This window comes from Streptomyces sp. LN549 (assembly GCF_043203805.1).
Lineage (GTDB): Bacteria > Actinomycetota > Actinomycetes > Streptomycetales > Streptomycetaceae > Streptomyces.
Window position 1 is genome coordinate 6,733,242 of record NZ_JAZHRI010000002.1, and the last position, 13,822, is coordinate 6,747,063.

The window sequence follows — 13,822 nt, forward strand, 5'->3', positions numbered from 1 at the left end:
GAAACGGTCAGGGCCCCTGGTATCCGTACAGCGGATACCAGGGGCCCTGTAGGACCGAGCGGGGCTTCACACCCGCCGGAGCACCGCCACGACCTTGCCGAGGATCGTCGCCTCGTCGCCGGGGATCGGCTGGTACGCGGAGTTGTGCGGGAGCAGCCACACATGGCCGTCCTCGCGCTTGAAGCGCTTGACCGTGGCCTCGCCGTCCAGCATGGCGGCCACGATGTCGCCGTTCTCCGCCACGGGCTGGCGTCGCACGGTGACCCAGTCCCCGTCACAGATCGCCGCTTCGATCATCGAGTCACCGACGACCTTCAGCACGAAGAGCTCTCCGTCCCCGACCAGCTGGCGGGGGAGGGGGAACACGTCCTCGACCGATTCCTCGGCGAGGATCGGACCACCGGCGGCGATCCGGCCGACCAGCGGCACGTAGGACGCCGCGGGCTTCCCCGTGGTGTCCGTGGGCTGCGTGCTGGGCTGGTCCGAGCCGCGCACCTCGTACGCCCGCGGGCGATGGGGGTCGCGGCGCAGGAAGCCCTTGCGCTCCAGGGCCATCAGCTGATGTGCGACGGAGGACGTGCTGGAAAGGCCCACCGCCTGACCGATCTCCCGCATCGACGGGGGGTAACCCCGCCGTTGTACGGAGTCCCGGATGACCTCGATCACTCGCCGCTGCCGGTCCGTGAGCCCCGAGCTGTCCGCCCGGATTCCGGGAGGTCGTCCGGGCAGCGAGCGCGCTGGGCGCGCGGGCTCCGGCCCCTCCGTGTTCGTGACTGAGTCATTCATGGCATGCACCGGCTCGAGTCGGCTCTGGGAGCGGTCCTGGGCAGTGATGATGGCACTGTCTGCGGTGGTGGTCACGTCGGCCCCTCTCGAATGGTCTCCCTAGCTGGACAACGGTAGTAGCTTTCGAAAGGTTGCGCCAAACACACGTTCGAGTGAAAAACGAATAAAAGTCTGTTGAGTGCTCAGTGCCGGGTGTATGAGCGAAGTCGGGAGGGGTGTTCCGTCGCCGCGTCGGGCTCTCGCCTTCGCGCGCGAACCGTCCGGCATTTCGGACCATTACGGTAGCGTCCGCACCTGCGACGCCGGTGCGCGGGGTGGCCTTGCGTGCGCCCGTGCGGTCGCTCGTGCGTCCCTGGGGCGGCCGCCCCCGCACTCGGTGGCGCCGTCCGCTTCCCGTACCCTCTTGGTCGGCCGTACGCTGCCTTCCGGCCGCCCGGGGCGCGCGACACGCGCTAGGGCCAAATGCGCGGCCAAACCCAAGATCTAGTGGTTGGATTGCTACAGCCGCCCAGAAGTTGTGGTCCCCGTCCATCGGGGGTGTGGTCATCGCCTATGCTTGAGACCGCTTCGAAGGCCCCTCACCGGGCCTGAAGAGGCTATTCAGTCGTGCTGTGAAGGAGGGTTGGGAGCCATGCACTGCCCCTTCTGCAGGCACCCCGACAGCCGGGTCGTCGACAGTCGCACCACCGACGACGGGACCTCGATCCGCCGGCGTCGCCAGTGCCCCGACTGCTCCCGCCGTTTCACGACGGTGGAGACCTGCTCGCTCATGGTGGTCAAGCGCAGCGGTGTCACCGAGCCCTTCAGCCGCACCAAGGTCATCTCCGGCGTGCGCAAGGCGTGTCAGGGGCGGCCGGTCACCGAGGACGCCCTCGCCAAACTCGGCCAGCGGGTCGAGGAGGCGGTGCGCGCCACCGGCAGCGCCGAGCTGACCACCCACGACGTGGGTCTGGCCATCCTCGGCCCCCTGCAGGAACTCGACCTCGTCGCGTACCTGCGGTTCGCGTCCGTCTACCGGGCGTTCGACAGCCTCGAAGACTTCGAGGCCGCCATCGTGGAACTCCGCGAGCGGCGGCCTCCCGTACAAGGATGCGGGACCGGCGAGACCCTTGAGGTCCCCGTTCCCGCCGTCGCCGCCGACTGAGCGGCACTCGTCGGCCCCGCTGATCCGAAGATCGGCTGCGGGCCGGCACCTGGACCTGCTCCGGACGATGTACGTGGCGTCCGAAGCATCAGACACACACTGTGCCCGGGGAAGTTCTCGGCACTTCAGGGCGTTTTTGCCCACATATGGGAGGCGGCATGACAGAGACGGCGAGCGGCCCGGCACGAGGTTCCCGCACCAAGGGGACCAAGTCGACTGCGACCAAGCAGGGCCTGCGTATCGAGCGCATCCACACCACCCCCGGCGTGCATCCGTACGACGAGGTGGCGTGGGAGCGCCGTGACGTCGTCATGACCAACTGGCGCGACGGCTCGATCAACTTCGAGCAGCGTGGCGTCGAGTTCCCCGACTTCTGGTCGGTGAACGCGGTCAACATCGTCACCAGCAAGTACTTCCGCGGGGCTGTCGGCACCCCCCAGCGCGAGACCGGTCTGCGACAGCTGATCGACCGGATCGTGAAGACGTACCGGAAGGCCGGCGAGGACTACAACTACTTCGCCTCTCCCGCGGACGCCGAGATCTTCGAGCACGAGCTGGCGTACGCCCTCCTGCACCAGGTCTTCAGCTTCAACTCCCCGGTCTGGTTCAACGTCGGCACCCCCCAGCCGCAGCAGGTCTCCGCCTGCTTCATCCTGGCCGTCGACGACTCCATGGAGTCGATCCTCGACTGGTACAAGGAAGAGGGGATGATCTTCAAGGGCGGCTCAGGTGCCGGCCTGAACCTCTCCCGCATCCGCTCCTCCAAGGAGCTCCTCTCCTCCGGCGGCAACGCTTCCGGACCGGTCTCCTTCATGCGCGGCGCCGACGCGTCCGCCGGGACGATCAAGTCCGGTGGCGCCACCCGCCGTGCGGCCAAGATGGTCATTCTCGACGTCGACCACCCCGACATCGAGAACTTCATCGAGACCAAGGTGAAGGAGGAGGAGAAGATCCGGGCCCTGCGTGACGCGGGCTTCGACATGGACCTGGGCGGCGACGACATCACGTCCGTCCAGTACCAGAACGCCAACAACTCGGTCCGCGTGAACGACGAGTTCATGAAGGCCGTCGAGTCCGGCGGCAAGTTCGGGCTGCGCGCCCGAATGACCGGCGACGTCATCGAAGAGGTCGAGGCCAAGTCCCTCTTCCGCAAGATGGCCGAGGCGGCCTGGGCCTGTGCCGACCCCGGCATCCAGTACGACGACACGATCAACCAGTGGCACACCTGCCCCGAGTCCGGCCGGATCAACGGCTCGAACCCGTGCAGCGAGTACATGCACCTGGACAACACCTCGTGCAACCTCGCCTCGCTGAACCTGATGAAGTTCCTCAAGGACGACGGCAAGGGCAACCAGTCCTTCGAGTCCGAGCGCTTCGCCAAGGTCGTCGAGCTGGTCATCACCGCGATGGACATCTCCATCTGCTTCGCCGACTTCCCGACCGAGAAGATCGGCGAGAACACCCGCGCCTTCCGTCAGCTGGGCATCGGTTACGCCAACCTCGGCGCCCTGCTGATGGCGACCGGCCACGCGTACGACAGCGACGGCGGCCGCGCGCTCGCCGGTGCCATCACCTCGCTGATGACCGGCACCTCGTACAAGCGCTCCGCCGAGCTGGCCGCCGTCGTCGGCCCGTACGACGGCTACGCCCGCAACGCCGAGCCGCACCAGCGCGTCATGAAGCAGCACGCCGACGCCAACGCCGTGGCCGTGCACGCCGACGACCTGGACAACCCGATCTGGGCCGCCGCGACGGAGGCCTGGCAGGACGTCATCCGCCTCGGCGCGAAGAACGGTTTCCGCAACGCGCAGGCCTCGGTCATCGCGCCCACCGGCACCATCGGTCTCGCGATGTCCTGCGACACCACCGGCCTTGAGCCCGACCTCGCCCTGGTCAAGTTCAAGAAGCTGGTCGGCGGCGGCTCGATGCAGATCGTCAACGGCACCGTCCCGCAGGCCCTGCGCCGCCTGGGCTACCAGGAGGAGCAGATCGAGGCGGTCGTCGCCCACATCGCCGAGAACGGCAACGTGATCGACGCCCCCGGTCTGAAGACCGAGCACTACGAGGTCTTCGACTGCGCGATGGGCGAGCGTTCCATCTCCGCGATGGGCCACGTGCGCATGATGGCGGCCATCCAGCCGTGGATCTCCGGCGCGCTCTCCAAGACGGTGAACCTGCCGGAGACGGCCACCGTCGAGGACGTCGAAGAGGTCTACTTCGAGGCGTGGAAGATGGGCGTCAAGGCGCTCGCGATCTACCGCGACAACTGCAAGGTCGGCCAGCCCCTCTCCGCGAAGACCAAGGAGAAGGAGAAGGAGGCCGTCACGGCCAAGGCCGAGGACACCATCCGTACCGCGGTCGAGAAGGTCGTCGAGTACCGCCCGGTCCGCAAGCGTCTGCCCAAGGGCCGTCCCGGCATCACCACCTCGTTCACGGTGGGTGGCGCCGAGGGTTACATGACCGCCAACTCCTACCCGGACGACGGTCTCGGCGAGGTCTTCCTGAAGATGTCCAAGCAGGGCTCGACCCTCGCGGGCATGATGGACGCCTTCTCCATCGCCGTCTCGGTCGGCCTGCAGTACGGCGTTCCGCTGGAGACGTACGTCTCGAAGTTCACCAACATGCGCTTCGAGCCGGCCGGTATGACGGACGACCCGGACGTGCGGATGGCGCAGTCGATCGTCGACTACATCTTCCGCCGCCTGGCGCTGGACTTCCTGCCCTTCGAGACCCGCTCCGCCCTCGGCATCCACTCCGCCGAGGAGCGTCAGCGCCACCTCGACACCGGCTCCTACGAGCCGACGTTCGAGGAGGAGCAGCTGGAGGCCGAGAGCCTGGCCCAGTCCGCTCCCGTACGGACGGAGCCGCTGAAGGCGGTCGCCCCCGTCCAGGCGGCCGAGAAGGCCGAGCCGAAGACGGCGCACACCTCGGCCGAGCTCGTCGAGATGCAGCTCGGCATCAGCGCCGACGCCCCGCTCTGCTTCTCCTGCGGTACGAAGATGCAGCGCGCCGGTTCCTGCTACATCTGCGAGGGCTGCGGCTCGACCAGCGGCTGCAGCTGACCGAACCGGGTGCCCCGAGAGGGGCTACGGCCTTGCCGAAGGGGGCGGGCAGGACTCCGATCGAGGAGTTCCTGCCCGCCCCCTTCGCTTGTCCGCCCGCCGCGTCACGCTCCGGGCGGACGGCTTCCCATGGCCGCGGCGAACGAGTCGGCGTCCCCGTCGAATCCACGCACCGTGTCGTGGAAGTTCCAGACACCGGAGGAGTCCCGCACGAACTCGGCGACGACGGCCGCCGTCGCCGCGCCGACCGCCGTGAAGTCGTCCTCGGAGAGGATGGTGTACCCCTCACGGATCTGCACGGCGGTGTTCTCTATCGCCCCGAACGTCTTGCGGCCGTCGCGCTGCTGAATGGCGACACCGACGACGACCCGGGAGTACGTCTCCGAGAGCCGGTCCAGCTCCAGCGTCATGACCTCGTCGTACCCCAGGCCCTGGCCGGTCCTGCTGTCGCGGTTGAGCGTGATGGTGCCGTCGGGCGCGCGACTGTCGAAGTGCACGAGATACGCGGGGCTGCCGTACGGCTCCTCGGCCGGATAGGTCGCCGCGATGATGTCGAGGTCGTTGGCGGGCTCGCCGTGCGGACTGGGATCCCACTTGACCCTGACCTCGATCTTCTCGATGTCCTTGTTGGGAGTGCTCATCGGACTTCGCTCCTTCGCGCGGGGCCGTCGGTCCGGTTCTATCACCCGATCGTGTCCGTAACGGCCCCTGGAACCAACCGGCTTCAGGGCGAGGGGCGTAATCGGGCCACCGTGGGGGACCAGGTGTCTCAATGCGGGATCCGACGGGGTGGGCGCTGCCGCACCTCGTCCCGGAACAACTCGATCGCGCTGCTGACCTGACGTATGAGGTGGGTGTGCTCGATGCGGTCGAGATAGAGGCAGTTGCGGGCGATGCCCTCCAGCTCGAAGGCGAAGTACAGCGACATCAGAGGATTGATGAAGAGTTCGCTGTTGATGGTGCGTGAGGTGAACCGGACGTCCCCGAACTCTCCCCGGACCGCCGCGGCGATGGATCCGTTGACGATGCTCGGATGATCGGGCGTGTGCTCCTGGGCGTGGGCCACCGCGTCGACGAACAGGTCGCCCTCGCGGGTCGTGCGAGGCACGGAGAACGCTCCCAGATACGCGCCGTCGCGTTCGAGCGCGGCGATGTTCTCCAGGACGAGGCCGTGGCTCACGCCGTGGTAGGCGTCGACGCCGAAGCCGATCGAGACGACCAGGCGGTCCGGTCCCTCGATCGCGGCGAGTGCCGCGACGCTGGTCAGGTCCTCCTCCGGGGTGCCCAGGCCGGATTCGTCGCCCCGCATCAGGATGTCCGTACCGCCGTCGACGAGGACGACGGCGTCGATGGCGTACTGCTCGATCAGCGCGCGATAGGCGTCGCGCAGCGGCTGGACGCCCGTACGGGACAGGGCATGGACGCGGCCCGGGTAGCCGTGCAGGGCGAGCCACTGCGCGAGGGTCCGTTCCGGGAAGTACGTCTGGTGGAGCGACGTTTCGGGGGTGATGACGGCGAGGCCGGGTGCGAGCCAGGAGTCGAGGGGGAGCCCTTCGAGCGCGCTGAAGGACAGATTGGCGAACTGCACCCGCTTGTTCCGGTGGATCAGGGAGAGCGCGAGGGGGAGCCCGGCGTAGATGTCGAAGCCCCCGCCCGCACCGGCGACGAGGATCCGCTCCGCCGAATCGAGGCGTTCGAACAGCGGGTTGGTGTGCAGCGAGGTCATGGCGATCATTGTGCGATCACCCGTGACCGGTTCTGATGCACTCCGTCGGAGCGTGACCCACGCCACGTCCATCACCCGTACGATGATGCGGTGCTGGTCAAGTGGATTCGCTGCAGTGTGGGGGACCGTCGCGGTTTCGAGCGGGGGCAGCGGAAGTGGGCGGGGCTGCTGGGTGAGCCGGGGTTCAGGGGGCAGGGCGGTGGCTGGAGCCGCAGCCGGCCCGACGTGGCCCATGTCTTCGCTTTCTGGGAGAACAGGGTCTTCTACGACTCGTTCATGGCGCGTGGGCACGACGCCCTGGCCGCTGCGCAGGCCGGTACGTGCAGCGACATCCAGGTCAAGCTGTTCGAGTACCGCTTCGACGTGAAGACCGGCTTCGAACCCCACTTCGGGGACGCGGATGTGGTCAGGGTGGCGCACAGCAGGGTGCACGAGGACCGTGTCGAGCACTTCGCGCTGATGCAGCAGAGGGTGTGGAATCCGGCGATGGCCGGATCGCCCGGGATGCTGCGCGGCGTGTTCGGCGAGGCGCCCGGGCACGAGTTCCTGGTCCTGTCGATGTGGCAGTCGAGCGCTGAGCGCGGGAAGTACCGGCCGGCGAGTGTCGAACGGCTCTCGCAGCGGGCGCAGACCGAGGACGACGTGGCCTCGCTCGCCGGCGATGTCGTCCAGCTCGAATCGGGATGGACCGTGTGACCGGCCGGTACGGCCGCGGTTTCACCAGCGACATGCACCGTCGGGTTCCGGACAATTGCTCGAACGGACGCGACTCGATCTAGGGTCGGTACATGGCAAGACCGCAACGCATTGTCCTCGTCAGGCACGGCGAGTCCGAGGGCAACGCCGACGACACCGTGTACGAGCGCGAGCCCGACCACGCACTGAGGCTCACCCCGACCGGACTGCGGCAGTCCCGCGAGACGGGGGTGCGGCTGCGCGAGCTCTTCGACGGTGAGCGGGTGAGTGTGTACGTATCGCCCTACCGCCGTACGCACGAGACGTTCAGCTCCCTCGGGCTGGATCTCGGTCTTGTCCGGGTCCGCGAGGAGCCCCGGCTGCGCGAGCAGGACTGGGGGAACTGGCAGGACCGGGACGACGTGCGCCTCCAGAAGGCGTACCGGGACGCTTACGGGCACTTCTTCTACCGCTTCGCGCAGGGCGAGTCCGGTGCGGACGTGTACGACCGGGTGGGTGCCTTCCTGGAGAGTCTGTACCGGAGCTTCGAGGACCCCGACCACCCGCAGAACGTCCTGCTCGTCACCCACGGGCTGACGATGCGGCTGTTCTGCATGCGCTGGTTCCACTGGTCCGTGGCCGAATTCGAATCACTCTCCAACCCCGGCAACGGCGAATCCCGGACGCTGGTGCTCGGGAAGGACGGGCGCTACACGCTGGACAGGCCGTTCGAGCGCTGGCGCACTCCTGAGCCGTACGGCATCACCGGATAGAGTGGAAGCGATGACCGAATCCGCTTCCGACCAGCGCTTCGAACGCGCCCTTGCCAGCCTGCGTGGCCTCTCCGTGGGAGACGCCCTGGGCTCCCAGTTCTTTGTGCCCGCCAACTATCCGCTCCTGAAGGACCGCGCCCTGCCCCCCGGGCCCTGGCAGTGGACCGACGACACCGAGATGGCCGCCTCGGTGCTGGCCGTGCTGTCGAAGCACGGCCGTGTCGACCAGGACGCGCTCGCCCGCTCCTTCGCGGTGCACCATGACTTCGACCGGGGATACGGCCCCGCCGTGAACCGCCTGCTCAGGCTCGTACGGGAGGGTGGCGACTGGCGCGAGCTGGCCTCCTCGCTCTTCCAGGGCCAGGGCTCGTGGGGCAACGGCTCGTCGATGCGCATCGCGCCGCTCGGCGCCTGGTACGCGGACGACCCCGAGCAGGCCACGCACCAGGCCGAGATCTCCTCGTACACCACGCACCAGCACCGGGAAGCCGTCGTCGGAGCGATGGCGGTCGCTGCGGCCGCCTCACTCGCGGCCTCGCCCACCGGGCCGCCGACGCCGGCGGACCTCCTGGACGGCGTGATCGCGCTCGTGCCCCGCAGCGCGGTCGGGGCCGGACTGCGCCGGGCCCGCGACATGCTGGACTACAAGGACGCGGGCACGGTCGCCGCGGTCCTCGGCAACGGGCGCCGCACGAGCGCGCACGACACCGTCCCCTTCGCTCTCTGGTCCGCGGCACGCAGTCTCGGCGATTTCGAGCAGGCCTTCTGGGTGACCGCGCAGGCCGGTGGCGACGTCGACACGACGTGCGCGATCGTCGGCGGGGTGGTCGCGGCGGGCACGGCGGGCGAGCCACCGGCGGAGTGGACGGCGCAGACGGAGGAGCTGCCCGACTGGATGACGCGGTAGGCCGCCTTCGGCTCCCGACTGTCACGGAACTGCCACAGCGTTGCCCCGTCCGGCTGACGGCCGTCACGGGGGGTTTACTCTTTCGGCCACGCCGCCCTAGGTGATCATCACGACGGGTGTGCACCGAATGAGACGCCGGGGGGCTGCGCTGCCCAGGGCTCGCGTGAGCGGACCTCGGTGGGGGAGGGGTCCCGTGTCAGATCACACGTCAGAATCACCCCGGCCGGAGTCTGCGCCGGGCATACCAGAGGCGGCGGAGCCGTCGGGAGCCGTCCAGCCGGCGCCGGATCCTGCAAGGGCTCCGGCATCCGGGGAGGCCCGGGCGCCGGAGGCGTCGACCGAGCCGGCAGGTACGTCCCGGCCGGAGAACGTCGCCGGGGCGTCGTCGGCCGGTACGGCGAGCTCGCCCGCCGTGGCCCCGCAGCCGCGGGGCCACGTGCAGGAGCCCGGGACCGCCGCCGCCCCGCAGCCACGCGACACCGCACCGCAGCCTCCGAGGATTCCGGCCTACGCGCAGCAGGCGCGGCCGCCGCAGCCCAACCCGTGGGGGCAGCCCGGACGGACGTCTCCGGAGCGCTCGCCACTCCGCCCGGTCAAGCCGGGAACCATCCCGGGCGCCACGCTCTGGGCCGTACTCGCGACGGGACTGCTCAGCGCCCTGCTGCTCGGCGACGGCATCGGCCTGAACCTGCTCCTCGTGGCGGTCCCCGCGGCGCTTGCGGCGCATTTCGCCGCCCGTGCGGCGGCTCGCCGGCTGCGCCCCTGGACCGCTGTGTGGGCGGTCGGCGGGCTTGCCCTGCTCGTCATCCCCGCACTCCGAGACGCCGGCTGGCCGAGCTTCCTCGCCATCGTGTCCGCTTTCGCGCTCGGCTCGCTCGCGCTGCACGGCAGCCGCAGCTGGCTCGGGATGTTCCTCGGCTCGCTGGGCCTGCTCACATCCGTCGCCGAATCACTGGGCTGGGGCGCCCGCGGCGTACGCGACCGGATGGCGGGTTCCCGCGGCCGCTGGGGTGTGGCCTTCCGGTCCACGGTCGTGGCAGTCGTCCTGCTCGTCGTGTTCGGGGCACTCTTCGCGAGCGCCGACGCAGCGTTCGCCGATGTGCTCGGCAGCCTGATGCCCGATGTGTCCGTCGGTGACAGCCCGTGGCGGCTGTTCCTCGGCGCGCTCGGCCTCGTCGGCGCGCTCGCCGCCGCGTACACCGCCGCCGCCCCCGTGCGCTGGGACGGACTGACCGTGCGCCCGGGCAAGGCGCGCGGGCGACTGGAATGGGCGCTGCCGCTGGTCGTCCTGAACCTGCTCTTCGCCGCCTTCCTCGCCATTCAGCTCACGGTGCTGCTCGGCGGGTACGACAAGGTGATGGCCGAGACCGATCTCAGCTACTCCCAGTACGCCCGTGAGGGATTCTGGCAGCTGCTCTGGGCCACCCTCCTCACCCTGTTGGTGATCGCGCTCGCTCTCCGCTGGGCGCCGCGCGGCGGAGCACGCGACCGTACGCTCGTACGCGGCGTCCTCGGCACGTTGTGCCTGCTCACGCTTGTCGTCGTCGCCTCCGCGCTGCGACGCATGGACCTCTATGTCGATGCGTACGGCCTGACCAGGCTGCGGATCTCCGTGGCGGGGGTCGAGCTGTGGCTGGGCGTGGTCCTCGTACTGATCATGGCTGCCGGTGCCTTCGGCGCGAAGCTGCTGCCGCGCGCCGTCGCTGCGAGCGCGGCCGTCGGCGTCCTGGTGTTCGGACTCATCTCGCCCGACGGGCTGATCGCGCAACAGAACGTCGAGCGCTACAGCCGCCATCACTCGATCGACATCGAGTACCTGCGTGGCCTCTCGGCCGATGCCGTACCGGCCCTCGACACCCTCCCGGAGCCCCTGCGCTCCTGCGCCCTGGAGGAGATCCAGCGGTCACTGCGGAACTCGGACGAACCCTGGTACGCCACGAGTTGGGGAGAGGCGAGGGCTCGGGACATCCTCGGGGACTGGGACCCCGGTTACCGTACGCGCGACTGCCGCGGTCTCGGGTCGGGGGACAACGGGAGCGAACGCGGCGACGTGGACGATCCGTACGACCCCTACGACCCGTACTGATCGCCTTGACACGTATCGCACCGGAAGCGGGTCGTCCCCTCAGGGGCGGCCCGCTTCCGTTCGTACGTACTGCTTCCGTCGGTGCTGCTTCCCGTCACCGGCAGGGACTCGTCCGCACCCGCAAGCCTCTGCACGGCGACCGTCCGCGCTAGGGTTTTTCGTTTGGATCAGGCCGGAGCCCGCGAGCCCGGCATGATCCAAACGAGAGGCCCTAGGCGGCGGGTCCTCCCGCCGACGCCTTTCCGCTCAGTGCCTCGAGATCGCTCTTGCGTACCCGGATCACCAGCAGTGCCGTGAGCAGGGCGAGGCCCGCCATGGCCACCGCGGCGAGGAACGCGGTCGAGATGCCCTGGGAGAGCACCGCGTGGCCCCAGCTCCCGGGCAGCTCCTGCGTCTTGGCGAATTCCGCCTTCTGCTCCGGTGACGCCTGCGCCAGGAACTGCGGAACCTGTTTCTCCGCCTCGTTGCGGCTCGCCGTACCGAAGACCGTGACCAGAATGGAGAGTCCCAGCGAACCGCCCACCTGCTGGCTCGCGTTGAGCAGGCTGGAGGCGGCCCCGGCCTCGTGCTGGGCGACTCCGGAGACCGCAGTCAACGTGAGGGTCACGAAGTTCAGCCCCATGCCGAAGCCGAACACGAGCATCGGGCCCAGGACCCCGGACACGTAGGAACTGTCGGGGGAGATGAACGTGAGCCAGATCAGACCCACGCCGGTGAACGCCGAGCCCGTGACCATGAACGGCTTCGGCCCCAGGACCGGCAGGAACCGCTGCGAGAGCCCCGCTCCCACGATGATCGCGACGGTCACGGGCAGGAACGCCAGGCCCGACTCGATGGGGCTGTACGCCAGTACGTTCTGCACGAAGAGGACGATGAAGAAGAACATGCCGAACATGGCCGCTGCCAGGCTGAGCATGATCACGTACGTTCCGGAACGGTTGCGGTCGGCGAACATCCGCAGCGGAGTGATCGGCTCCCTGGCACGCATCTCGATGAGGACGAACGACGCGAGGAGGATCACCGCGGCGCCGAACGAACCCAGGGTCAGGGAGTCCCGCCAGCCCTCCTCGGACGCGCGGATGAACCCGTACACGAGCGAGGCCATGCCGAGCGTCGAGGTCAGGGCGCCCGAGATGTCGAAGCGGCCCGGATGCTTCTCGGACTCGTTGATGTACAGCGGCGCCAGGACGGCGATCAGCACACCGATCGGCACGTTGACGAAGAAGACCCAGCGCCAGTCGAGCCATTCGGTGAGCAGCCCGCCGGCCAGCAGGCCGATGGCTCCGCCGCCCGCGGACACCGCGGCGAAGACGCCGAACGCGCGGTTGCGTTCGGGACCTTCCGGGAATGTGGTCGTGATCAGGGCCAGCGAAGTCGGTGAGGCGATTGCGCCACCGATGCCCTGGAGGGCGCGGGCCGCGAGCAACTGCCAGGGTTCCTGGGCGAATCCGCCCAGCAGCGAGGCCAGGGTGAAGACCAGGATGCCCGTCATGAAGACGCGGCGGCGGCCCAGAATGTCCCCGGCCCGGCCGCCGAGCAGCAGCAGACCGCCGAAGGTGAGCGTGTAGGCGCTGAGGACCCAGGAGAGATCGGTGGTCGAGAAGCTGAGTGCATCCTGGATGTGCGGGAGGGCGATGTTGACGATCGTGGAGTCGAGCACAACCATCAACTGGCAGGCGGCGATGACAGCCAGGGCGATCCCCGGGCGGCCCTGCCGTCGTGCCGCCCCCGGTGCGCTCTGTGCTTCTAACTGAGAGGTTGTCACTATGGGTCCCCCACAAGTGAATTAGTGAACGGATCCGTTCACTGTTGCGTCAACGTTAGTGAGTCCCCTTCAGTGAACGCAAGCGTTCACTGAATCCTCGTTGTCGTACCGCGTCCGGATCCACCGTCCCGGCCGGGACCTGCTCAGTCCCGCGCCGCCCCGTTACGACGCCCGTCCTGTCACTGCCCACCCGGTTCCGAGCCGGCCGGCGCGGGCGTACCGATCTGTTCCGATGGAGAGAAGCTCATGGTTACTTCGCGATCGGCAGCCGCCGCCCGGCAGCCGGTGGTGTCCCTGCGCCGCCGCGGACCCGTGCTGGAGCGCGCGATCCTCGACGCCGCACTGGAGCGACTGAGTACGGTCGGCTGGAGCGGGCTGACGATGGAGGGTGTCGCGGCCGGTGCCCAGACCGGCAAGGCCGCGATCTACCGGCGATGGCCTTCCAAGGAGGACCTGGTCGCGGACGCGCTGCGCAGCGCCCTGCCGGCGATCGGCGATGCGCCGGACCACGGGAACATCCGCGAGGACCTCTATCAGCTGTGCTGCGGGCTCCGTGACGCCATGCTCTCCAAGTCGGGCTCCGCGCTGCGTGCGGTCCTTCACGAATGTGATTCGGACACGGCCGAACGGTTCCAGTCGGTGATCCTCAGTGGCGTGATCGGGCCGACGACCGCTCTCATCAGAGAAGTGGTGAGCAGGGGGGTCGACCGCGGCGAGGTGCGCGCCGACGCGCTGCGCGGGCTGGCCTTCGACGTCATCCCCGCGATGATGATGTATCGCAGCAAGGTGTGCGGTAGCGAATGGACCGATGGGGACATCGCCGACCTGATCGATCAGGTCGCGGTCCCGTTCTTCCGTGCCGACCCCCGCTGAGGCACCCATGAGGACCTTCCTGTCG

At 68.8% G+C, this 13,822-nt stretch carries 11 protein-coding genes; 7 read left to right on the plus strand and 4 right to left on the minus strand.

Translation table 11 applies throughout. The features are described from left to right. Positions 1-66 precede the first annotated feature (66 nt). Positions 67-861, minus strand: a complete 795-nt coding sequence (gene lexA / locus SH922_RS30235) for a transcriptional repressor LexA (RefSeq protein ID WP_219573501.1) — start codon at positions 859-861, stop codon at positions 67-69. 556 nt (positions 862-1,417) lie between these two features. Between lexA and nrdR the strand changes: the two genes are divergently transcribed. Continuing rightward, positions 1,418-1,930: a transcriptional regulator NrdR gene (gene nrdR, locus SH922_RS30240; RefSeq protein WP_148021323.1), complete on the plus strand. Its 513-nt coding sequence runs from the start codon at positions 1,418-1,420 to the stop codon at positions 1,928-1,930. Positions 1,931-2,088: 158 nt separating this feature from the next. Continuing rightward, positions 2,089-4,992 carry a vitamin B12-dependent ribonucleotide reductase gene (locus SH922_RS30245; protein ID WP_393061378.1) on the plus strand — a complete coding sequence of 968 codons (2,904 nt, stop codon included), beginning with the start codon at positions 2,089-2,091 and terminating at the stop codon, positions 4,990-4,992. 104 nt (positions 4,993-5,096) lie between these two features. Here the strand turns inward: SH922_RS30245 and SH922_RS30250 are convergent, their stop codons facing one another. Next, positions 5,097-5,633 carry a TerD family protein gene (locus tag SH922_RS30250; protein ID WP_393061380.1) on the minus strand — a complete coding sequence of 179 codons (537 nt, stop codon included), beginning with the start codon at positions 5,631-5,633 and terminating at the stop codon, positions 5,097-5,099. 128 nt (positions 5,634-5,761) lie between these two features. After that, positions 5,762-6,718 carry a DUF1152 domain-containing protein gene (locus SH922_RS30255; protein ID WP_393061382.1) on the minus strand — a complete coding sequence of 319 codons (957 nt, stop codon included), beginning with the start codon at positions 6,716-6,718 and terminating at the stop codon, positions 5,762-5,764. A 90-nt stretch (positions 6,719-6,808) separates the two neighbouring features. Here SH922_RS30255 and SH922_RS30260 point away from each other — a divergent pair, with 90 nt between their 5' ends. The 4 genes from SH922_RS30260 to SH922_RS30275 all read left to right on the plus strand — a co-directional run bounded on the left by SH922_RS30260 (position 6,809) and on the right by SH922_RS30275 (position 11,159). Further along, positions 6,809-7,414, plus strand: a complete 606-nt coding sequence (locus tag SH922_RS30260) for a YdbC family protein (RefSeq protein WP_393061384.1) — start codon at positions 6,809-6,811, stop codon at positions 7,412-7,414. Between the two features lie 92 nt (positions 7,415-7,506). After that, positions 7,507-8,166, plus strand: coding sequence for a histidine phosphatase family protein (locus tag SH922_RS30265; protein WP_393061386.1), 660 nt, complete (start codon positions 7,507-7,509; stop codon positions 8,164-8,166). 10 nt (positions 8,167-8,176) lie between these two features. Continuing rightward, positions 8,177-9,073, plus strand: coding sequence for an ADP-ribosylglycohydrolase family protein (locus tag SH922_RS30270; RefSeq protein WP_393061388.1), 897 nt, complete (start codon positions 8,177-8,179; stop codon positions 9,071-9,073). 193 nt (positions 9,074-9,266) lie between these two features. Then, positions 9,267-11,159 (plus strand): DUF4153 domain-containing protein, encoded by a 1,893-nt coding sequence (locus SH922_RS30275; RefSeq protein ID WP_393061390.1) that lies wholly within the window; start codon positions 9,267-9,269, stop codon positions 11,157-11,159. A gap of 211 nt (positions 11,160-11,370) precedes the next feature. On the opposite strand, the gene SH922_RS30280 is transcribed toward SH922_RS30275, so the two are convergent. Next, complete coding sequence (locus SH922_RS30280) at positions 11,371-12,924, minus strand: MFS transporter (RefSeq protein WP_393061392.1); 1,554 nt, start codon at positions 12,922-12,924, stop codon at positions 11,371-11,373. A gap of 246 nt (positions 12,925-13,170) precedes the next feature. Here SH922_RS30280 and SH922_RS30285 point away from each other — a divergent pair, with 246 nt between their 5' ends. Further along, positions 13,171-13,797, plus strand: coding sequence for a TetR/AcrR family transcriptional regulator (locus tag SH922_RS30285; RefSeq protein ID WP_393061394.1), 627 nt, complete (start codon positions 13,171-13,173; stop codon positions 13,795-13,797). Positions 13,798-13,822 lie beyond the last annotated feature (25 nt).